Below are 21,222 nucleotides of genomic sequence, written 5' to 3' on the forward strand. Positions count from 1 at the left end.
TGCGGTCGTGCGGGTCCAGCGGTGCTGCGGTCGGGGGTGGATCGGGTGGATGGGGCGGTGTGCCCGGCGGGTTCGGCGCCCGCCGGGCCCACGGGACGTGTCAGCGGACTCCCAGCAGGTGCTCCATGGCGAGCTGGTCGAGGGCTTCCAGGCCCACGCTGCGGGTGGCGAGGCCCTCGACGTCGTACGACGCCGCGCGGAGGTCGGCGAGCGACTCGCCCTCGCCGAGGGTCGGGGTGCGCAGCGTGCCGACCTCGGCGGCCTCGAGCGCCGCGACGACGTCGGGGTCCGCGCGGAACGCCTGGACCTTGTCGCGCAGGATCAGGTAGTTGCGCATGCAGCCGCGCGCCGACTCCCAGACACCGTCCATGGCCTCGGCCCGCGGCGGCTTGAAGTCGAAGTGCACGTAGCCGTCGTAGGCCTTGCCCGTGCCGGCACCCAGGAGCGCGTCCACGGTCCAGAACGCGCCGCGCACGTTGCCCGCCCCGAAGCGCAGGTCCTGGTCGAAGCGGGGACCGTGCTGGCCGTTGAGGTCGACGTGGAAGAGCTTGTCGTGCCACAGCGCCTGGCTGATGCCGTGGGCGAAGTTGAGGCCGGCCATCTCCTCGTGGCCCACCTCGGGGTTCAGCCCGACCATGTCCGGGTCGTCGAGCTCGGAGATGAGCGCCAGCGCGTGGCCGATGGTCGGCAGCAGGATGTCACCGCGCGGCTCGTTGGGCTTGGGCTCGAGGGCGAACCGCATGTCGTAGCCCTGCTCCTTGACGTAGGCGCAGAGCAGGTTGAGCGACTCGCTGTAGCGGTCGAGCGCGGCCTGCACGTCCTTGGCGGCACCGTGCTCGGCGCCCTCGCGGCCACCCCACAGCACGAACGTCTTCGCGCCGAGCGACGCGGCGAGGTCGATGTTGCGCAGCGCCTTGGCGAGCGCGTAGCGGCGGACCTCCCGGTTGTTGGCGGTGAGCGCTCCCTCCTTGAACACCGGGTGCCCGAAGAGGTTGGTGGTCACCATCTCGACGGCCAGGCCGGTGTCGGCCAGTGCCTTCTCGAAGCGCTCGAGCACGGCGTCGCGCTTGTCGTCGTCCGGGACGAGGTCGTCGTCGTGGAAGGTGACGGCGGCGGCGCCGAGCTCGGCGAGCTTGTAGGTCGCGTCGACCGGGTCGAGGAGGTCACGGGAGCTGGGCCCGAACACGTCGGTGCCCTGCCATCCCACGGTCCAGAGGCCGAACGAGAACTTGTCCTCAGGGGTCGGGGTGTAGTCGGTCATGCGGGGATCTCCTGCCACGAATCGTTGTCAGAGCTGGTCTCGACCGCGGCCAGGACGCGTTGCACCTGGAGTCCGTCGGCAAAGGATGGGGTGGGGTCGGTGCCGTCCGCGATCGCGCGGACGAGGTCGACGGCCTGGTGGATGAAGCCGTGCTCGTAGCCGATGACGTGGCCGGGCGGCCACCAGGCGCCCACGTAGGGGTGCTCGGCCTCGGTGACGAGGATCCGGCGGAACCCGGCCGTGCCGGCGTCCTCGGTGCCGTCGAAGAAGTGGAGGACGTTCATGTCCTCGAAGTCGAACGCGATGCTGCCGCGCGAGCCGTTGATCTCGATGCGGATCGCGTTCTTGCGGCCGGTCGCGAAGCGGGTCGCCTCGAAGACGCCCATCGCTCCCCCGCGGAAGTCGGCGAGGAAGGTCGCAGCGTCGTCCACCGTGACCTTGCCGGTGCCGGTGCCGGCCGTGCCCGACAGGCCGGAGTGCTCGCTGGGCAGCGGCCGCTCGTCGACGAAGGTGCGCAGCCGGCCGGACACGCGGCTGATGGTGTCGCCGGTGATGAACTGGGTGATGTCGATGATGTGGGCGCCGATGTCGCCGAGCGAGCCGGAGCCCGCCTTGTCCTTCTCCAGGCGCCACGACAGGGGTGCCTGCGGGTCGACGATCCAGTCCTGGAGGTACTGGGCGCGCACGTGGTGCAGGGTGCCGAGGCGGCCCTCGGCGACGAGCTGCCGCGCGAGAGAGATCGCGGGGACGCGTCGGTAGGTGAAGCCGACCATGGCGCGTACGCCGTCGGCTGCCGCGCGCTCGGCTGCGGCGGCCATCGCCTCGGCCTCCTCGACGCTGTTGGCGAGCGGCTTCTCGCAGAGGACGTGCTTGCCGGCTTCGAGGGCGGCGATGACGATCTCGGCGTGGGTGTGACCGGGGGTGCACACGTCGACCAGGTCGATGTCGTCGCGATCCACGAGGGCCCGCCACGACGTCTCGGTGGACTCCCAGCCGAGGCGCTCGGCCGCCGCGCGCACCCCCTCGGGGTCACGACCGGCGACGGCTGTCATGCGGGGACGGAGCGGGAGGTCGAAGAAGCGCGGGGCGGTGCGCCACGCGTGGGAGTGCGCGGCTCCCATGAAGGCGTACCCCACCATGCCGACCGACAGGTCGCGTCGGCCGTCAGGGGCGGCGGGAGTGGTGGTCATCGGACCTCCTCGTGCAGGGCAGGGTGAAGGGAACGGGGCCGGGATGCAGCCTGCTGCGGGCGCAGCTGGGAGACGCCCTGTCGGTCGGACCGGGCGGTGGCTGCGGCGCTGTGGGTGGTGCTGGGTGCCCGTCGGGGCGGTGGCGCCGCGGCGGCTCCGGGTGGGGAGCCGCCGCGGAACCGATCAGGACTCGAAGGCCGAGTCGATGTACTGGTCGACGTTGTCGGACGTGACGACCGGGGCGAAGAGCTGGACGGTGCGGGGCACCTCGACCTCGACGAGGTCGCTCATCGCCTTCTCCTGCACCAGCAGGCGGGCGAGCTTGACGCCGTCGGCGCCCTGGGTGGACGGGTAGATGACCGTCGCCTTGAGCACGCCGTTGTCCTCCTGGATGGCGCGCATCGCGTTGGCCGAGCCGGCGCCACCGATCATGGTGAACTCGTCGCGGCCGGCGTTCTCGATGGCGGCGAGGACGCCGACACCCTGGTCGTCGTCGTGGTTCCAGAGGAAGTCGATCTTCGGCTCGGCCTGGAGCAGGTTGGCCGCGACCTCCTCACCGCTCTCGACGGTGAACTCCGCCGCCTGGCGGGCGTCGACGTCGAGACCGCACTCGGACAGCGCGTCCTCGAAGCCCTGGCTGCGGTCCTGGGTCAGCGGCAGCGAGTCGATGCCGGCGATCTCGGCGACGATGGCGTTCTTGTTGCCGTCGGCCTGCTCGCAGACGTACTGGCCGGCCGAGACACCCATGCCGTAGTTGTCACCGAGGACGGTGACGCGGGCGGCGTTGGGGTCGTCGAACTCGCGGTCGACGTTGATGACCGGGATGCCGGCCTCCATCGCCTTGAGCGCGACGGGCGTCATCGCGGCGCCGTCGAAGGGCAGCAGGACGATGGCGTCGACCTTGTCGTTGATGAAGGTCTCGACCTGGCTGATCTGCAGGTTGACGTCGTTGGTGCCCTCCGCGACCTGCAGGTCGATGTCGGGGTACTCCTCGGCGAGGTCGCGGACGTTGTTGGTGATGGCGGCCATCCAGCCGTGGTCCGCCGCAGGGGCCGAGAAGCCGATGGTGACCTGGTCGCCCTCCTCGTCGTTGCTGCCGGCGGCAGCGGCCGGTGCGGAGTTCGACCCGCCGTTGTCGTCGTCTTCGGCGGCGTCCTGGGCGCTGCCGGTGCAGGCGGCCAGGGACAGGACGGCGACCGCGCCGACCACGAGGCCGGAGTAGCGGCGGCTCTGGTGCCGTCCAAGGGGAGTGCGCAGTCGCATGTGTCGTGCTCCTTGTTCATCTCGGTCTGTTGCGTTGGTTGCGGTGGTGCGGTCGGCGCTCCGTCTGTCGTGGCGGTGCGTCGGCATGGTGGTGCGGTGGTTCCGAGTTCGGGGTGCGAGTGGTCGGCGGCCGTCGGCTACGTCGAGTTCGCGTTGCGGGCCAGGCGCTGCTGGAGCAGCACGGCGACGACGATGATCAGGCCCTTGGCGACCGCCTGGGTCGAGGTGTCCTGGTTGTTGAGCGTGAAGACGTTGCCGAGCGTGGCGAAGATCAGGACACCGACGACGGTGCCGACGATGGTGCCGCGCCCGCCGGTCAGCAGGGTGCCGCCGATGACGACGGCCGCGATGGCGTCGAGCTCCCACAGCGTGCCGTGGGTGGAGCTGCCGGTGGTGGTGCGGCTGACCAGCATGAGGGCGGCGAGGCCGCAGCACAGCCCGACGAGGACGTAGAGCATCACCGTGTGGCGGTTGACGTTGATGCCGGCCAGGCGGGCGGCCTCGGGATTGCCGCCGACGGCGAGCGTGCGTCGGCCGAACGTCGTGCGGTTCAGCAGGACCCAGCCGGCGACCGAGACGAGGGCGAAGATGATGACGAGGAGCGGGACCCCCACGATGTCGGCGGCGAAGAAGTCCTTGAAGCCGTCGACGGTCACGATCTGCGTGCGTCGCTCCGAGATGATCTCGGCGAGACCGCGGGCGGCGGCGAGCATCGCGAGCGTCGTGATGAAGGGGACCACCTTGCCGTAGGCGATCAGGACACCGTTGACGAGTCCGCAGCCTGCGCCGACGGCCAGGGCGGCGAAGACCATGACGATCCAGTGGAAGTCGGTGGCCATCGTCTGGGTGGCGAACGTCGTGGCCCACACGGAGCAGAGCGCGACGATCGCGCCGACCGAGAGGTCGATGCCCCCGCCGGTGATGACGAAGGTCATCCCGATCGCCACCACGCCGAGCGCGGAGGCGAAGCGCAGGACCGTGAGCATGTTGTCGATGCTGGCGAACCGGTCACCGGCGGTGATGACGCCGGCGGCGCAGATGAGCAGCAGCGCCACGACGAGGCCGAGGTTGCGGCCGAACGAGCCGCTCATCAGGCCTCCGCCGCCGCCTCCTCCCGACTCCGCGGCGGCGCGCTCCACCGTGACCGTGTCCTTCGAGGGCGTGACGGTGTTCTCGACCGCTCCCCTGTCCCGGCTCGTGCTCTGCTCGCTCATGCGACCTTTCCTTCCATGACCAGGTCCAGGACGCGGGACTCGTCGATCTCGCCCGCGGGACCTTCGTGCACGACACGGCCCTCACGGACCACGAGGACCCGGTCCGAGAGCCCGAGCACCTCCTCTACCTCGCTCGACACGACCACGACGGCGACGCCGGAGTCGGCCAGCGAGCGGACGAGGGCGTAGATCTCGGCGCGAGCGCCGACGTCCACCCCTCGGGTCGGCTCGTCCAGGAGCAGCACGCGGCAGTCGCGCAGCAGCCACCTGGCGAGGACGACCTTCTGCTGGTTGCCGCCCGACAGGAGGCGCACGAGGCGATCGACCCCTGCCGGACGGACGTCGAGGGACTGCGTGAGCTCGGTGGAGCGCTTGCGCTCGGCGCGGCTGTCGAGCAGCCCGAACCGGCTGAAGCGCCCCAGCGTGGACACGGTGATGTTGCTGTAGACGGCCTGGTCGAGCAGGAGGCCCTGGCTCTTGCGCTCCTCCGGGGCGAGCCCGACGCCGGCCTTGACGGCGGCCGGCACCGAGCCGCGACGCAGCTCCTTGCCGGCGACCCGGACGGTGCCCGCCGAGGGACGGCGCGCGCCGTAGAGGGTCTCGAGGATCTCGGAGCGTCCCGCTCCCACGAGCCCGGCGAGGCCGACGATCTCCCCGGCGCGCACGCTCAGGTCGACGCCAGTGAAGACCCCCGGCAGCTCGAGGCCGATGACCTCGAGGATCGGGTCGCCGGTCACGGGCGGGGCGTCGCCGCGGGGCGGGAAGACGTACTCGATCGAGCGGCCGGTCATCAGCTTGATCAGCTCGTTGGTGGGCGTCTGGTCGACGGCGAGACCGGTGGCGACGGTGCTGCCGTCCTTGAGGACGGTGATCCGGTCGCCGATCTTGCGGATCTCCTCGAGCCGGTGGGAGATGTAGACGACGGCGACGCCCTCGGCCGTGAGGTCGCGGATGACGCGGAAGAGGTTGTCGACCTCGCCCTGGTCGAGCACGGCGGACGGCTCGTCGAGGATGAGGAGCCGGGTGTCCTGGGACAGGGCCCGCGCCATGCTGACGATCTGCTGAGCCGCGGGCGACAGCCGGCCGACCGAGCGGGTGGCCCCGATCTCGGAGTGACCGAGCCGGGCGAGCAGGTCGCGCGTACGACGGAGCGTCTCACCGCGCTGGCTGAAGCCCGCGGTGCTGAGCTCGTGGCCGAGGAAGATGTTCTCCGCGACGCTGAGGTCCGGGACGAGGTCGAGCTCCTGGTAGATCGTGGAGATGCCGAGCTCCATCGCGGCCTGCGGCGTCGACAGGGTGACCGGCCTGCCCTCCCACAGGATCTCGCCCTCGTCGGGCTGGTAGCTCGCGGACAGGATCTTGATCAGCGTCGACTTGCCCGCGCCGTTCTGGCCGAGCAGGCAGTGCACCTCCCCTGCGCGCACCTCGAGCTCGACGCCTCCCAGCGCGAGCACTCCGGGGAACCGCTTGACGATGCCGCGCATGGTGAGCAGCGGGGCGTCGTTCATCACATCACCTCCAGGGTGGGGACCGCCCGGGGCACGAGCGTCGGGTCGTCGTACACGTGGTCGATGGCGACGGCGGCGGCGCCGTGCACCGCCGCAGAGAAGCCGAGGGTCGAGAGCGCGATGCGCGTGCCGCCCGCGTCGGGAGCGAGCACGCCCGCAACGAGCTCCGCCTCGACGTCGGGGCGGATCCACTCGCCGATCTCGCCGAGGTAGCCCGACAGCACGATCACGCCGGGGTTGAGGACGTTGGTGAGGATCGCGGCGCCGATGCCCACCCAGCGGCCGACCTCGTGCAGGGCGGTCAGGGTCCGCTCGTCGTCGGCGGCGGCGCGGCGGCCGATCTCCTCGACCTTGCCCTCGAGGTCGAGGACGGGCGAGCGCAGCAGGTCGTCGTCGTCGGCAGCCGCGAGCTCGATCAGGTGGCTGAGACCGATGACGGTCTCCCAGCACCCCGTGCGACCGCACCCGCACCGGTTGCCGTCGCGGTCGACGACCATGTGGCCGAACTCGCCGGCGTAGCCGCGACGTCCGGCGAACGGCCGGCCGTCGGCGACGATCCCGCCGCCCACGCCGACCTCCCCGTGGATGACGAGGATGTCGCGGCGCTCGGGGTCGCCCGGGATGGCTTCGGCAACGGCGGCGAGGTTGGCCTCGTTGTCCACCTCGAGCAGGTAGGCGGGGTCGCCGAGCCCTGCCTGCAGCAGCGTCGAGAGGTTGACGTCCTGCCAGCCGAGGTTGGCCGCGACCGAGACGGTGCCGCGGTCGTGGTCGACCAGGCCCGCCACCCCCACGACGGCGGAGACCGGGGCGGCGCCGAGGGCGGCGAGGTCCGCCAGCGTGCCCTGGACGAGCTCCACGAGCTGGTCGACCACCTCGTCGGGCTCGAGGCCGCGGGTGTCGACGGAGGTGCGCCGCTCGCTGACGACGGTGCCCGTCAGGTCGACCGCGCGCGTCGAGACGTGGTGGACGTTGATCTCGGCCCCGAGCCCGTAGGCGCCGGCGCCGTCGATCTCGACGATCGTCCCGGGCCGGCCGACGGCACCGCGCTCGGCGCTGCCCTCGCGGACCAGGCCGCGCTCGCGCAGCTCGGTGACGAGGCTGGAGACGGTGGCCTTGTTGAGCCCGAGGTCGGCGGCGAGCCGGGCCCGGGAGCGGGCACCGTCCTCACGGAGGCTGCGGAGCACGAGCGACAGGTTCGCGCGGCGTACGGTGCCCTGGTCGGCACCGCCCGAGCTGGTCGTCGACCAGCCATCCCGCACCTGCGACATCGGTCTCCTCGATCCTGGGTGTGACCTCGGTCACTTCATTAGTTTGACGGACCGCCAAACTAAATCCGTGACCGGCGTCACGTCAAGGATCGCACCACAGAAAGTTCAGGTGGTCTTGTCCAGGTGCCGCGACCGGCCTTCGGCGTAGCGCTCGCGCACCGTCGGCACAGGGTCCGACTGGTAGCGACGGGTGCCCTCGCGCACCCACTCCGGCGGGGCGTCCGCGCCCGACAGGGCCCACGCCGCCTGGCGCGCCGCACCGTCGGCGACGTACTCCCCCGGCGGCGGGACGTCGACCGGCACGCCGAGCACCTCCGCAGCCACCGTACGCACCGCCTCGGACGCGGCGGCGCCTCCCACGAGGAGCACGCGGGACGGGGTGACCCCCGTCGCGACCACGGCATCGAGCCCGTCCGCGAGGCTGCAGACGAGCCCCTCGACGCTCGCGCGGGCGAGCGCCGGCCGGGTGGCGGTGGCCAGGGTGAGCCCGTGCAGCGAGCCGGTCGCGTCGGGCAGGTTGGGCGTGCGCTCGCCCTCGAGGTAGGGCACCAGCACCAGACCGCCGGCGCCCGACGGGGCCTCGAGCGCGAGGCGCGACAACGTCTCGTGGTCGACGTCGAGGAGCCGGGCCGCGGCGTCGAGGACCCGCGCGCCGTTGAGCGTCGCGACCAGCGGGAGGAACAACCCGGTGGCGTCGGCGAAGCCGGCGACGGACCCGGTCGGGTCGACGGCCGGCGCGCCCGTGACGGCCGTGACCACGCCGGAGGTCCCGATCGAGACGACCACGTCGCCCTCCCCCGCGCCCAGGCCCAGCGCGGCGGCCGCGTTGTCGCCGGCGCCGGCGCCGAGGGCAGCACCGTTCGCCGTCGCCGCCACCTCGCCGGGCGCCACGACGCGCGGCAGGAGGGGCACGGCGCCGAAGGCGCGCTCGAGCAGGTCGGTGCGGTAGTCCCCCGTCGCGGCGGACCAGTAGCCCGTGCCACTGGCGTCGCTGCGGTCGGTCGTGAGGTCGCGCAGGTCGGTGCTCCCGGACAGCTTCCAGGTGAGCCAGTCGTGCGGCAGGCACACCGCTGCCGTGCGCCGCGCGTTGTCCGGCTCGTGCTCGGCGAGCCAGCGGAGCTTGGTCACGGTGAACGACGCCACCGGGACGACACCGACCGCCTCGGCCCACGCCCGGCCACCCTCCTCCGGTCCCCCGAGCTCGTCGACGAGGTCGCGCGCGGCGGCGGCCGAGCGGGTGTCGTTCCACAGGAGCGCGGGGCGCACGACGGCGCCGTCCTCGTCCAGGCAGACCATGCCGTGCTGCTGCCCGCCGACGCTGACCGCAGCCACGTCGTCCAGGCCCCCGGCCTGGGCGACCGCCTCCTGCAGCGCGGCCCACCAGTGGTCGGGGTGCACCTCCGTGCCGTCCGGATGGCCGGCGCGACCCTGCCGCACGAGTGCGCCCGTCTCGGCGTCGCGGACGACGACCTTGCAGGACTGGGTGGAGGAGTCGATGCCGGCAACCAGCCGGGGCCCGTCAGTCATGGGCGCGGATGCTAGCCGACCAGCGTGCCGGCACCCCGCGATCGCGGCCCGCGTCTCACGTCAGCCACCGGCCAGGTCGTCGTCGCGGTGCCGCCGGATCCGGGGCCCGACGAGCCGTGGCAGCGCGAACCGCGCACCGAGACGCTTTGCCTCCTGCCGGACCGGCTGCGCCAGGTAGTGACCGAGGATCACCCCGGACGCCAGGGCGACGGCCGTCAGGGCGGCCGTCGCGAGCTCGCTGACGCCGTCACGGCCGTCCGCGAGGAGTGCCAGGCCGCGGTAGATCGCCAAGCCGGGCAGCAGCGGCGCGATCGAGGGCACCACCACCACCAGCGGCGGCACCCGCACCCTGCCGGACACGACGTACGACGCCAGGCCGATCCCCGTGGCCGCCACAGCCGCGCCCCACGGTGCGCCGAGGTCGCGGCTGCTGAACAGCAGGGCGACCCCCTTGGCGACGGCGGCGATCCCGACCACGACCGCGACGGCCCGCATGGGCGCGTACGACGCGAAGGCGAAGGCCCCCGCCGCGATCCCGGCGCCGAGCATCGACGTGGCGGTCCCGGCGAACCCGGCGGCGCCCGGGTGGTAGGTGAGCTCGACGTCCACGAAGGTCGTGAACGTCAGGCCTCCGGCCACCCCGGCGATGATCCCCGTCGTGGCCAGGACGGCGTCCACCAGCCGGGCGCCGGCGGTCACCGGGAAGGACATGATCGCGTCCTGCATGGCTCCGACGAAGCCGACCCCGGCGAGCAGGACGATGATGCCCGCCGTCACGACCCGGGACGGGTTGACGTCGAGCGGAGTCGCAGCGGCAGCGACGGCGATCCCGGACGCGATCAGGCCGCCGGCCACCTGCTGGTAGTACGCCGGGAGCGCCTCGCCCGCCAGACGCACCTGGGTGCGGTCGATGGCGCACGCCGCGACGAATGCCAGCGCACACACGATCGCGTCGCCGCCGAGCGTGAGCGCCACCCCGGCACCCATCACCCCGAGCCCGAGCGTGACGGCCCAGCGCGGCCGGGCGTGCCCGCTCGAGACGATGCGGGCCAGCCGGATGCTGGCGTCGCGAGCGTCCACCGTGCCGTCGGTCAGGTCCTGCACCAGCTCGTCGACCAGGGTGAGCTGCTCGTAGTCGACCGGACGCCGGATCACCCGGCGCACCTGCGTGGCCGCAGGCACGTCGGCGCTCGGCTGGTGGTGCAGCGAGAGGTCGACGAACGTCACGTCCGCCGACACCCGGCGTACGCCACATGCGCGCGTCACGTCGAGCATCGCGGCGGTCACGTCCGAGGCGCCGGCACCCGAGTTGAGCAGCACCTCGCCGACGCGCAGCGCCAGGTCGAGGCTCGAGTAGACCTCGGCCGACTCAGCCGACACGACGGGACGGTCCGATCGCACTGCGCACGGCGCACACGCTAGGAGCCCGGGGACGGCGCGCGCATGGTCCGCAGCGGGTGATGTCGGCGCCCGGTCAGCACCCGAGGATGACCGGCGTGGATGGCTTCGACGTCGTGGTCCGGGTCGCGTCGCTGGCGCTCGCCTCGAGCGCCGAAGGGGTGAGCCTGATGGAGGACTACGTCCGACGGGCGGCGACGGCGTACGGGATCGACGTCGCACTCGTCGTCCTGCCGGAGCAGGTCATGGTGCAGGAGACGTCGACGGTCGCGCCGCGGACGGCCGTCGTCCGGGGCACCCCCGGCATCTTCCGCCTCGACCAGGTCGCCGACCTCAAGCGCGCCCTGGTCGACATCGAGACCGGCATGACCGTCGAGGACGCCTGCCGGCGGCTCGACGCGGTCGCCACCAGCCCACCGCCGTGGCCGTGGTGGGCCCGTGTCATCGGGGTCGCCCTCTTCTCGGCCGGCTTCGCCCCCAGCGTCGTGGCCACCTGGGGCGAGCTGGGCGCGGCCACGGCTCTCGGTCTGCTGATGGGCGTGCTGGTCGTCGCCACCGGCGGCACGCGCCTCGAGGGACTGCTCCCCTTCATCGGAGCGTTCGTCGTCACCTCGGTCGCCCTGGCGCTCTTCCCCGACCTCGTGACCACGAGCGGGGTGGCCCTCCTCGTGCTCCCGTCACTGTTCATCACCGTGCCCGGCGACACCCTGTCCGCGGCGGCAGCCGAGCTGGTCACCTTCCGGCTCGCAGCGGGCGCGATCAGGCTGGTGCTGGGGCTGTTCGTGCTCGGGCTGATCGTCGTGGGGATCGTGGCGGCGACCGAGGTCTTCGGCGAGGTCGACGCCCTCTCGGAGACGCTGCCCCCAGCCGAGCTGCCGGAGCTCGTCGTGCTCGCGGGGTGGGTGGTCTTCAGCGCCGGGCTCGTCCTCGCGTTCAACGCCCGGCCGACGGTCTTCCTGTGGCTCGTGCCGAGCGTGCTGGGGACGTACGCGCTCCAGCAGGGCGGCACCCGCGTCGCGGGGTCGGTGATCGGGACGTTGGTCGCCGGCGTCGCCCTGGGCGTGGTGGCGAACCTTCTCGACTCGGGCGGCGGGCGCCCACCGCGGCTGATCCTGGTCCTCGGCGGGTTCTTCGTCCTCACCGTGGGCGGACTCGGTGTGCGGGGCATCACGGCGGCGTTCGGCGATGACCCGGTGTCGAGCGTGCAGGACCTCGCCGACTTCGGCCTGCAGGTCCCGACCGTCGCACTGGGGCTCGCGCTGGGCGTCGTGCTGAGCGGTGCGTGGCGGACGAGGACGCGACCGGTCGGGCCTTGAGACCCGCTGGCGTACGACGACGAAGGGCCCGGTCTCGCGACCGGGCCCTTCGGGTGCTGTACCCCCGACCGGATTCGAACCGGCGCTACCGCCTTGAGAGGGCGGCGTGCTAGGCCGCTACACAACGGGGGCTTGCAGGTGCTGCTCCGAGGAGCAACGGAGGTGAACTCTAGCGGTGCTGGAGTGACGCTCCAAATCCGGGCCCGAGGGCCTGGATCTTGCTGGGGTACTAGGACTCGAACCTAGAACAACTGAACCAGAATCAGCCGTGTTGCCAATTACACCATACCCCATGGGGGTATCGGATCCTGTCCGATCAACCCACGCGGTCCGACCGTTGATCTCTGCCGAACCGACCCCGAACGTTACACGCGGGGAGGCGGCGCGGCCAAAACGGGGTCGCCCCCAGCGGGCGGCAGCGGTGCTCCCCCGACCGGCGGCCCGGTGTCGACGAGGCCCATCGCCTTGGCCACCCACGTCGCCAGCCCAAGGTAGACCAACGACTGCGTCAGGGTGGAGAGGATCGTCCACCAGCTGCTGCCTCCCTCTGCGTTGAGGGCGGTGGTCAGGTCGCCGAAGGCCAGGGCGAGGCCGAACGCGAGGAAGTTGTTGAGCACGTGCATCGCGATCGGCGCCTCCAGTCCGCCGGTGCGGATCACGAGGATGCCCGCGACGACGCCGAAGGCGAACCGGTCGAAGAAGACCGGCCAGTCCTGGGAGAGCCCGTGGAAGAGCGCGAAGATCAGCGCCGGTCCCAGCACGGCCAGCGTCTGCGAGGCTCGTCGCGCCCACACCAGCGAACCGAACGCCTGGGTGAGGTAGCCGCGGAACAGGTACTCCTCGCCCGCGGCCTGGAGGGGCGTGAGCAGCAGGATGACGACCAGGAAGTCGCGAGTGCGCGTGGTGAAGTCGTTCACCGTGCCGGCCGGCATGTCCCCGCCCTGCACCGGCAGCAGCAGCGCCACCCCGAGCGAGGCGACGAGGGCCACCACCGAGAGGCCGAGGCACACGAGGAGGTAGCGCCACCGCAGGCGTGGCGCCACCGACGACACCCACCGCGGCTTGAGCCGGTGCAGCCACCACGTGACGAGGAAGGTCAACGGGATGGCCGCGGCGATGATGACGTTGAGCAGCGCGAGCCCGGCCGGTGTGGCCTCCTGGGTCACGTCGAGGACGGCGGACGCCTCCTCGGCGGTGCTGCCCGTCCCGAGCAGCGTGACGAACGCGACGCCCCCCGCCACGAGGGGCACCACGCCGAACACCAGGACGAGGAGCAGCACCGCGCCCACGATCGAGCGCCACCAGCCGGGCCGCCCGACCCGGTGGAGCTGGTGGTAGTGCGGCCGGAAGTCGGGCGCCAGCGGTCCGGCCATGATCAGTCGAACATCGCGTCGTGGAGCCGAGCCAGCGACCGCTCGCGACCCAGCAGCTCCATCGACTCGAACAGCGGCGGGCTCACCTTGCGGCCGGAGATCGCGATGCGCACCGGGCCGAAGGCGACGCGGGGCTTGAGCTCGAGGCCCTCGATCAGCGCCACCCGCAGCGCCTCCTCGATGGCCGCGGTGCTCCAGGCGTCGAGCCCGGCGAGGGCGTCGTACGCGGCCTTGACGACGTCCTTGGCGGTGCCGTCGAGCTCCACCTCGCGCGTGAACTCGGCCTCGTCGACGAAGAGGAAGCCCAGCATCGGCGCGGCCTCGGTGAGCTTGTTGATCCGCTCCGCGACCAGCGGCATCGCCAGCTCGAGCATCTGCGCGTCGGCGTCGGTGACCGGGTCACCCACCACGCCGGCCTCCTTGAGGAAGGGGAGCACCCGGTGGGTGATCTCGTCGAGCGGCAGCAGGCGCATCTGCGATGTGTTGATCGCCTCCGCCTTCTTGAGGTCGAAGCGGGCCGGGTTGGGGTTCACGTCCTTGATGTCGAACGCCTCGACCATCTCGGCCATGGAGAAGACGTCGCGGTCCCCGGCGATGGCCCAGCCGAGCAGCGCGAGGTAGTTGAGCAGCCCCTCGGGGATGAAGCCCTGCTCGCGGTAGGCGAGGGCGTGGGCCTCGGGATCGCGCTTGGACAGCTTCTTGTTGCCCTGTCCCATGACGTAGGGCAGGTGGCCGTAGGTCGGGACCGTCTTCGCGATGCCGAGCTCGACGAGCGCCTCGAACAGCGCGAGCTGGCGCGGCGTGCTGGACAACAGGTCCTCACCGCGCAGGACGTGGGTGATCTCCATCATCGCGTCGTCGACCGGGTTGACGAGCGTGTAGAGCGGGTCGCCGTTGGCCCGCGAGAGCGCGTAGTCGGGGACGTTCTCGGTCTCGAAGGTGATGTCGCCCCGCACCGCGTCGTCCCACGTGATGGAGCCGTCGGGCATCCGGAACCGGACGATCGGCGTGCGGCCCTCGGCCTCGAAAGCGGCGCGCTGCTCGTCGGAGAGGTCGCGGCAGAAGCCGTCGTAGCCCTGCACCTTGGACCCGGCGGCCTTGCGGCGGGCGTCGACCTCGTCGTTGCGGCAGAAGCAGTCGTAGGTGTACGACGACTCGCTCAGCCGGGCGAGGACGTCGCGGTAGATGTCGCCCCGCTCGCTCTGCAGGTAGGGGCCGTGCGGGCCGCCGACCTCGATGCCCTCGTCCCAGTCGAGCCCGAGCCAGCGCCACAGCTCGAGGATCGCGTCGTAGGACTCGCGGGTGCTGCGCTCTCTGTCGGTGTCCTCCATCCGGAAGACGATCTGGCCGCCGTGGTGGCGGGCGAAGGCCCAGTTGAACAGGGCCGTGCGGACCAGGCCGACGTGCGGCGAACCGGTCGGCGAGGGGCAGAAGCGGACGCGGACGGGGGTGCTCATGCTGGTGCTCACGCTCTCTTGTTCAGCTGCGGACTGCGACGGGGTTGGTCAGGGCGCCGATGCCGGCGATCGAGATCTCCACCTCGTCGCCCACCTCCATCGGCCCGACACCCTCGGGGGTGCCGGTCAGGATCAGGTCGCCGGGCAGGAGCGTCATGACAGACGACACGTGCGCGACGAGGGTCGGGACGTCGAAGACCATGTCGGCGGTCGAGCCGTCCTGGACGACGTCGCCGTTGAGGAAGGTCTGCACCTGGCGGCCGTCGTTGAAGTCCTGCGGGTCGAGGTCGGTCTCGATCCACGGGCCGACCGGGCAGAAGGAGTCGAACCCCTTCGACCGGGTGAACTGCACGTCGGACCGCTGCAGGTCGCGGGCGGTCACGTCGTTGGCGATGGTGTAGCCGAAGATCACGTCCGTCGCCTGCTCGGCCGGCACGTCGCGGCAGATGCGACCGATCACCACGGCCAGCTCGCCCTCGTAGTGGAGGTTGCTGGTCTGCTGCGGGTAGAAGATCGGGTCGCCCGGGCCGACCACCGACGTGTTCGGCTTGAGGAACATCAGCGGCTCGGTCGGCACCTCGCCGCCCATCTCGGCCGCGTGGGCGACGTAGTTCTTGCCGATCCCGACGACCTTGCTGCGCGGGATGATCGGCGCGAGGAGGCGTACGTCGCTGAGCCGGTGCTCCTCCTCGAGGAGCTTGATCCCGGCGTAGAGCGGGTCGCCGGCGAGGGCCACCACCACCGAGTCGTCGGCCGGCTGGCCGAACTCGTCGACCTCCCCGGTGACGACGCCGAAGCGAGGCTCCTCGCCCGTGCTGAACCGACAGATGCGCATGTCCCGAGGCTATCCAACCGGGCGGAGCGCGGACGACGCCGGGAGAGGTCAGTGACCGGCGGCGCGGTGCAGCGCGGCGAGGCTGGAGGCGACGTCGTCGACGGTCGTCGACCAGTTGCTCACGCTGACGCGGAGCACGGCCTGCCCGTGCCACCGGGAGCCGGTCGTCCAGGCCGTCCCCTCGCCCAGCATCGCCTCGACCACGGCCCGGGTGCGGTCATCGTCGCCGAAGGTCGCGCACACCTGCGTGAAGTCGACGTCGTTGAGCACCTGCGCGCCCTCGATCGCCGCGATCCCCTCGGCGAACGCCGCCGCGTGGTCGCAGAACCCGTCGACGAGCTCGGCCACGCCGTCGCGTCCCAGCGCGCGGAGCACGGCCCACACGGGGAAGGCACGGCCGCGGCGGCTGATCTCCGGGACCTTGTCGAACGGCTCTCCGGCGGCGTCGTGGATCAGGTAGTCGCCGTGCATGCCCATCGCGGCGCGCAGCGCCGCACGGTCGCGCACGATCGCCAGCCCGCAGTCGTACGGCACGTTGAGGGTCTTGTGGGCGTCGGTCGCCCAGGAGTCGGCGCGATCGACCCCCGCGACGAGGTGCCGCCGCCGCGGCGAGGCGCCGGCGAAGAGACCGAACGCCCCGTCGACGTGCACCCACGCTCCTGCGTCGTGCGCGGCGGCGATGGTCTCGTCGAAGGGGTCGAAGGCGCCGGAGTGGACGTTGCCGGCCTGGAGGCACACCAGCGTGGGGCGGCCGTCGCCGGCGTCGAGGGCCGCGGCCAGCGCGGCCGGCTCGATGCGTCCCTGGTCGTCGACGGCCACCGGCTCGGGCGACCCGAGTCCGAGGTAGCGCAGGCTGAGGTCGATGGTGTCGTGGCGTTCCGCCCCCACCAGGACGCGGACGCCCGGCGAGCCGACCAGCCCGCGCTCGGCGACGTCCCAGCCGGCCCGGCGCAGCACCTCGTCGCGGCCGGCGGCGAGGCAGGTGAAGTTGGCCATGGTGCCGCCGGTGACGAAGCCGACGGCGCTGCCCGAGGGGAGGCCGAGCAGGTCGACGACCCATGCCTCCGTGACGTCCTCGACGGCGGAGTGGGCCGGGGTCAGCATCCGCAGGCCGGAGTTCTGGTCCCATGCGCTGACCAGCCAGTCGACGGCGAGCGCGGCCGGATGGGTGCCGCCGATGACGAAGCCGAAGAACCGTCCTCCGGGCATCGCCGTCAGCCCGGGCTCGCACACCTCGGCCAGCTCGTCCACCACCGCGACGGGGTCGGTCGGGCCGTCCTGCAGGTGCCGGTCGAGCCGGTCCAGCATCTGCTCGGCCGTCAGCGCCGGCGGGACCGGGCGCGCGGCGAGCGAGTCGAGCCACCCGAGGGCATGGGCGTGCGCCCGGTCGAGGCCGGCGGTGCGGTCCATGCGGGCAGTGTCCACCAGGCACGACCTCCCGCACTACCCTTGGCGCAGTGCGCGTGCTGTCGACCTCCGAGTGGCGTCCCCTCTCCGAGGCCCACGCCGCCCGCGTCGACGACTTCCTCCGGCCGCACCTCGCCCGTCGCGCCGACCAGGTCAAGCACCCGGTGCACGACTTCCTCTTCACCTACTACTCCCAGCGCCCTGCGCAGCTGCGCCGCTGGCACCCCGGCTTCGGCGTCGGGCTCGAGGGGGCGGAGGAGCTCACGGGCCTCAAGGGCTACGCCGGCGACCCCGCCTCGGTGACCACGACGTACGTCGAGTCGCAGCGTCCGCTGCTCACCCGGCTGCACGCGCTGCTGACCGCGACGGCCGCCCGCCCGCCGCAGTTCGGTTGCTTCGGCCTGCACGAGTGGGCGATGGTGCACCGGTCGGCGGAGCACGGCACGCGGCACGACTGGCCCCTCCGCCTCGGGGCCGAAGGCACGGACGCGGTCGTCGAGTCCCACCGGATCGCCTGCTCGCACTTCGACGCCTTCCGCTTCTTCACCCCCACCGCGCGCCCGCTCAACAGCCTCCAGCCGGGCCGCGACGACCGGCCCGCCTTCGAGCAGCCGGGCTGCCTGCACGCGGGCATGGACCTCTACAAGCACGCGTTCCGGCTCACGCCGATGGTCCCCAGCGACCTGGTGGCCGACTGCTTCGAGCTGGCACGTGACATCCGGGTCCTCGACATGCGCGCCGCCCCCTACGACCTCGCCGACCTCGGCTTCGAGCCGGTGCGGATCGAGACCGTCGAGGGCAAGCGGGAGTACGCCGAGGCGCAGCGCGGGTTCGCCGAGCGCGGGGCGCCCCTGCGGCAGCGGCTCGTCGAGGAGTGCGAGCGGCTGCTCGCCACGAGCCGGCCTCAGAACTCGTAGCCGAAGGCCTCGATGGTGTCGGCGAAGACCGTCGCCACCCGCTCCTTGGACGCGGGCGTGTAGAGCTCGCGGTAGTGGCCGGCCGGGCGCGCGTTGCCCTTCGCCCGCGGCAGGTCGGGCTCGCCCGGCAGGCCGAGGTGGTCCCAGACCTCGCGGAGCTCGGTGTCGAGGTTCTCGTAGCGCAGGACCCGGTCGAGCGCCATCTTGCCGCGGATGCGGTAGAGGCGGCGGTTGTTGGCGAGCTGCTCGATCCAGATCTCCTGGACGTAGGTCTCGAAGTCGGGCAGCTCGGGCCGGTCCTTGTACTTCCAGTAATAGAGGGAGACGACCGCGTCCCACGGGTTCCGCTCGATCGCGAAGGTGAAGTAGTCGGCGAACACGTCGGCGCCGACGAGGTCGCGGGTCGCCTTGGCGCCCATGTGGTTGTAGGCCTTGCGGGGCTGCGGCGGCGACTCGAAGTTCTGCGGGGCGCGGCCGCCGGCGGCCTGCCGCAGCTTCTCGTCCTCGGGGCTGATCTCGGTGATGACGTCGTCGGGGCCGCACACCTTGGACAACGCGATCTCCACGCTCGTGCCCGCCGTCTTGCGGGTCTTGAGGAAGATGAAGCGGTGCTGGTGGGACGCGATCACGGGGACGACCCTATCCGTCCCACCCCGTCGGACCGCACCACTACGGTGGGCGCCGTGACCGAGGCCCAGGCAGCGAACGGCAGGCACTTCCGCGGCGACGACTGGTACGGCGACGACCTCGGCGCCGCGCGCTTCGTCGAGTGCACCTTCACCGACGTCGACCTGTCGGAGACCACCACGTCCGGCGCCACCTTCGAGCGCTGCACCTTCCACGGCGGGCGCTTCAACGCCTCGGTCCACACCGCGACGGCGTTCGTGGGGTGCGACTTCCGGCGCACGTCGTTCTTCGACGCCACCCTCGACGGGTGCAAGCTCGTCGGTTCGGTCTTCGCCGAGTGCACCCTGCGTCCGCTCACGGTCGTGGGTGGCTCCTGGCTGGGCGTGACGATCCGCGGCACCAACCTCGCCCGCCTCGACCTCACGGGCGTCGACCTGCGCGAGGCCGACCTGTCGATGTCCGACCTCACCCTGACCACGCTCACCCGGGCCCGCCTCGACCGCGCGGTGCTCCGGCAGAGCAGGCTCGACCGCACCGACCTGCGCGGCGCCAGCCTCGACGGCGTCGACCTGGCGGCCGCCGAGCTCAAGCGGACCCGGCTCGACCTGGCCGGCGCCGTGCTGCTCGCCGAGGTCCACGGCGCGGACGTCGACACGTCGGGCTAGCCGCCCGAGGGGTCGAGGCGGGCCCGCAGGCCGTCGATGACGAGGTCGAGGCCGAGGTCGAAGTCGGGCAGCGAGTCGAGCGAGCGCTCGACGGCGCCGAGGCCGACGGCCTGGCGGGCGGTCTGTTCCTCGAAGGCGTGGCCGAACACGTAGTGGACCAGCGTGCGCGAGGCGACAGCGACCAGCTCCTCGGGCACGTCGGCGTCCGCGAGGATCTTCTCCATCTCCGCCACCGGCGCCGCAGCACCGAGGCCGAAGGCCCACACCGTCGCGACGACGTCGGCGCCGTCGGTGCAGGCGAGCATCGCGTGGCGCAGCTCCGAGCACACCTCGCGCAGCTGGTCGGGCCACTCCGATGCCGTGCGCGGTCGCGCACCTCGGGCGAGGATCTCGTCGGCGACCGCGGCGAGGAGGGCCTGCTTGCTCGGGAAGTGGTGGTAGATCGCGCTCGGCTGGACCTCGAGCTCGGCCCCGAGCCGGCGCATCGTCAGGGCGGACAGGCCGTGGGTGTCGAGCAGGGTGACGGCGTGGGCGAGCACGCCCGCGCGGCGGTGCGGCACGACGTACTCCCTCCCTCTTCCACGGTCCGGGCGAATCCCGACGCTGTTGACGCGAGGTCCCCACGACCCTAACCTGAACGCCGTTCAACTGATCACCGTTCAGGTAGAGGAAACACCCCCATGAGCACTCGCCGCAACCCCGGCACCGACGTCGCCCTGATCGCCGCCTTCGCCGCCCTGGTCGCCGTGTGCGCGCTGCTGCCGGCCATCAAGGTCGCCGGCCCCGTCCCGATCACCCTGCAGACGTTCGCGGTCCTGCTCTCGGGGGCGGTGCTCGGCATGCGGCGCGGCTTCCTCGCGGTCCTGCTCTACGTCGTCGCGGGCGCTGCCGGGCTGCCGATCTTCTCCGGCGGCGCCGCCGGCCTCGCCGTGCTGACCGGCCCCACGGCCGGCTACCTCGTCGGCTTCCCGCTGGCCGCGGGCCTCTGCGGCGCGATCGTCGAGCGGCTCCCCCGCCGCTCGCTCGTCAGCCCGGTCGCGATCTTCTGCGCCGGCCTGTTCAGCTCGGCCGTCTGCATCCACACGCTCGGCATGGCCGGCCTCGTCCTGCGCGCCGACCTGACGTGGGGCCAGGCCTGGGACGTCGACAAGATCTTCTGGATCGGCGACGTCCTCAAGAACATCGCCATGGCGCTCGTCGCGACCGCGGTGCACCGCGCCTTCCCGGGCCTGCTCGACCGGCCCGCGGCACCCGCGCCCGCCGGGCAGGGACAGCCCGAGGGCACGCCCACCGCGTGAGCGGGATCCGTCTCGAGCAGGTCACCGTCTCGGTCCCGACCCACGACGGCGAGCGCCGCATCCTCCACGAGACCTCGCTCGAGCTGACCGAGCGCCGGGTCGCGCTCGTCGGCCCCAACGGCTCCGGGAAGTCCACGCTCGCGCGACTCCTGAACGGCCTGGTCCCCGCCACCACCGGCCGGGTCGTGGTCGACGGCCTCGACGTGGCGCGCGAGGGGCGGGAGGTACGCCGCCGGGTCGGGTTCGTCTTCACCGACCCCGCCGCGCAGCTGGTGATGCCGACCGCCCGGGAGGACGTCGCCCTGTCGCTGCGGCGCACCCACCGCGACAAGGCCGACCGGCTCGTCGCCGCCGACCGGGTGCTGGCGGACTTCGGGCTCGCCGGCTTCGGCGACCGCAGCGTGCACGGGCTCTCCGGCGGCGAGGGTCAGCTGCTCGCGCTCGCCGGGGTGCTCGCGACCGGCCCGGCGATCCTGGTCGCCGACGAGCCGACGACGCTGCTCGACCTCGGCAACAGCCGCCGGGTCGGCGACCTCCTGCTCGGCCTCGAGCAGCAGCTCGTCGTGGTCACCCACGACCTCGACCTCGCCGAGCGCTGCGACCGCGTGCTGCTGGTCCGTGACGGCCGGGTCGAGCGCGACGGCGCACCGGCAGACGTCGTCGGGCACTACCGGGCGACGGCGTGAACGAGGCGTCGC

At 72.3% G+C, this 21,222-nt stretch carries 19 protein-coding genes and 2 tRNA genes; 5 read left to right on the plus strand and 16 right to left on the minus strand.

What is annotated here, in order from left to right:
• Positions 1-100: 100 nt before the first annotated feature.
• The 8 genes from xylA to AC3A3L_RS09940 form a co-directional block, all read right to left on the minus strand.
• Positions 101-1,261 carry a xylose isomerase gene (gene xylA, locus AC3A3L_RS09905; protein ID WP_487639864.1) on the minus strand — a complete coding sequence of 387 codons (1,161 nt, stop codon included), beginning with the start codon at positions 1,259-1,261 and terminating at the stop codon, positions 101-103.
• Positions 1,258-2,451, minus strand: coding sequence for a Gfo/Idh/MocA family protein (locus AC3A3L_RS09910; protein ID WP_487639865.1), 1,194 nt, complete (start codon positions 2,449-2,451; stop codon positions 1,258-1,260). Before AC3A3L_RS09910 ends, xylA begins: the two co-directional genes overlap by 4 nt.
• Before the next feature lie 183 nt (positions 2,452-2,634).
• Positions 2,635-3,714, minus strand: coding sequence for a substrate-binding domain-containing protein (locus AC3A3L_RS09915; protein ID WP_487639866.1), 1,080 nt, complete (start codon positions 3,712-3,714; stop codon positions 2,635-2,637).
• 137 nt (positions 3,715-3,851) lie between these two features.
• Positions 3,852-4,928 (minus strand): ABC transporter permease, encoded by a 1,077-nt coding sequence (locus AC3A3L_RS09920; RefSeq protein WP_487639867.1) that lies wholly within the window; start codon positions 4,926-4,928, stop codon positions 3,852-3,854.
• Complete coding sequence (locus AC3A3L_RS09925) at positions 4,925-6,436, minus strand: sugar ABC transporter ATP-binding protein (RefSeq protein ID WP_487639868.1); 1,512 nt, start codon at positions 6,434-6,436, stop codon at positions 4,925-4,927. Before AC3A3L_RS09925 ends, AC3A3L_RS09920 begins: the two co-directional genes overlap by 4 nt.
• Entirely contained in the window at positions 6,436-7,704 is a 1,269-nt protein-coding gene (locus AC3A3L_RS09930) for an ROK family protein (protein WP_487639869.1), read from the minus strand. The genes AC3A3L_RS09925 and AC3A3L_RS09930 overlap by 1 nt, the downstream gene beginning before the upstream one ends.
• A gap of 105 nt (positions 7,705-7,809) precedes the next feature.
• On the minus strand, positions 7,810-9,231 hold the full coding sequence (gene xylB, locus AC3A3L_RS09935) for a xylulokinase (RefSeq protein WP_487639870.1): 1,422 nt from the start codon (positions 9,229-9,231) through the stop codon (positions 7,810-7,812).
• A 60-nt stretch (positions 9,232-9,291) separates the two neighbouring features.
• A complete protein-coding gene (locus AC3A3L_RS09940; protein ID WP_487639871.1) occupies positions 9,292-10,611 on the minus strand; it encodes a threonine/serine exporter family protein in 1,320 nt (439 codons plus the stop codon).
• A gap of 116 nt (positions 10,612-10,727) precedes the next feature.
• Between AC3A3L_RS09940 and AC3A3L_RS09945 the strand changes: the two genes are divergently transcribed.
• Positions 10,728-11,945: a threonine/serine exporter family protein gene (locus AC3A3L_RS09945; RefSeq protein ID WP_487639872.1), complete on the plus strand. Its 1,218-nt coding sequence runs from the start codon at positions 10,728-10,730 to the stop codon at positions 11,943-11,945.
• A 59-nt stretch (positions 11,946-12,004) separates the two neighbouring features.
• Here the strand turns inward: AC3A3L_RS09945 and AC3A3L_RS09950 are convergent.
• From AC3A3L_RS09950 to AC3A3L_RS09975, 6 genes are all read right to left on the minus strand, one after another.
• Positions 12,005-12,077: transfer RNA gene (locus tag AC3A3L_RS09950), tRNA-Glu, on the minus strand.
• Between the two features lie 89 nt (positions 12,078-12,166).
• Positions 12,167-12,238: transfer RNA gene (locus AC3A3L_RS09955), tRNA-Gln, on the minus strand.
• Between the two features lie 72 nt (positions 12,239-12,310).
• Positions 12,311-13,318 (minus strand): CPBP family intramembrane glutamic endopeptidase, encoded by a 1,008-nt coding sequence (locus AC3A3L_RS09960; RefSeq protein ID WP_487639873.1) that lies wholly within the window; start codon positions 13,316-13,318, stop codon positions 12,311-12,313.
• A gap of 2 nt (positions 13,319-13,320) precedes the next feature.
• Positions 13,321-14,787, minus strand: coding sequence for a glutamate--tRNA ligase (gltX, locus tag AC3A3L_RS09965; protein WP_487639874.1), 1,467 nt, complete (start codon positions 14,785-14,787; stop codon positions 13,321-13,323).
• 10 nt (positions 14,788-14,797) lie between these two features.
• On the minus strand, positions 14,798-15,610 hold the full coding sequence (locus AC3A3L_RS09970; protein WP_487639875.1) for a fumarylacetoacetate hydrolase family protein: 813 nt from the start codon (positions 15,608-15,610) through the stop codon (positions 14,798-14,800).
• A 48-nt stretch (positions 15,611-15,658) separates the two neighbouring features.
• The gene (locus tag AC3A3L_RS09975; RefSeq protein ID WP_487639876.1) at positions 15,659-17,020 is read right to left on the minus strand and encodes a pyridoxal phosphate-dependent decarboxylase family protein; all 1,362 of its coding nucleotides are present in this window, start codon (positions 17,018-17,020) and stop codon (positions 15,659-15,661) included.
• Between the two features lie 47 nt (positions 17,021-17,067).
• Here AC3A3L_RS09975 and AC3A3L_RS09980 point away from each other — a divergent pair, with 47 nt between their 5' ends.
• Complete coding sequence (locus AC3A3L_RS09980; protein WP_487639877.1) at positions 17,068-17,934, plus strand: 3-methyladenine DNA glycosylase; 867 nt, start codon at positions 17,068-17,070, stop codon at positions 17,932-17,934.
• On the opposite strand, the gene AC3A3L_RS09985 is transcribed toward AC3A3L_RS09980, so the two are convergent.
• Entirely contained in the window at positions 17,922-18,563 is a 642-nt protein-coding gene (locus AC3A3L_RS09985; RefSeq protein ID WP_487639878.1) for a sulfotransferase family 2 domain-containing protein, read from the minus strand. The genes AC3A3L_RS09980 and AC3A3L_RS09985 overlap by 13 nt on opposite strands.
• A 54-nt stretch (positions 18,564-18,617) precedes the next feature.
• Here AC3A3L_RS09985 and AC3A3L_RS09990 point away from each other — a divergent pair, with 54 nt between their 5' ends.
• Positions 18,618-19,226: a pentapeptide repeat-containing protein gene (locus tag AC3A3L_RS09990; protein ID WP_487639879.1), complete on the plus strand. Its 609-nt coding sequence runs from the start codon at positions 18,618-18,620 to the stop codon at positions 19,224-19,226.
• Here AC3A3L_RS09990 and AC3A3L_RS09995 read toward each other — a convergent pair.
• A complete protein-coding gene (locus tag AC3A3L_RS09995) occupies positions 19,223-19,786 on the minus strand; it encodes a TetR/AcrR family transcriptional regulator (protein WP_487639880.1) in 564 nt (187 codons plus the stop codon). The two genes, AC3A3L_RS09990 and AC3A3L_RS09995, sit on opposite strands and share 4 nt — an antisense overlap.
• A gap of 120 nt (positions 19,787-19,906) precedes the next feature.
• Here AC3A3L_RS09995 and AC3A3L_RS10000 point away from each other — a divergent pair, with 120 nt between their 5' ends.
• Together AC3A3L_RS10000 and AC3A3L_RS10005 are read left to right on the plus strand one after the other, a co-directional pair.
• The gene (locus AC3A3L_RS10000; protein WP_487639881.1) at positions 19,907-20,524 is read left to right on the plus strand and encodes a biotin transporter BioY; all 618 of its coding nucleotides are present in this window, start codon (positions 19,907-19,909) and stop codon (positions 20,522-20,524) included.
• Positions 20,521-21,210 (plus strand): energy-coupling factor ABC transporter ATP-binding protein, encoded by a 690-nt coding sequence (locus AC3A3L_RS10005; protein ID WP_487639882.1) that lies wholly within the window; start codon positions 20,521-20,523, stop codon positions 21,208-21,210. The genes AC3A3L_RS10000 and AC3A3L_RS10005 overlap by 4 nt, the downstream gene beginning before the upstream one ends.
• Positions 21,211-21,222 lie beyond the last annotated feature (12 nt).

The organism is Nocardioides sp. Soil_C_8 (assembly GCF_057656315.1).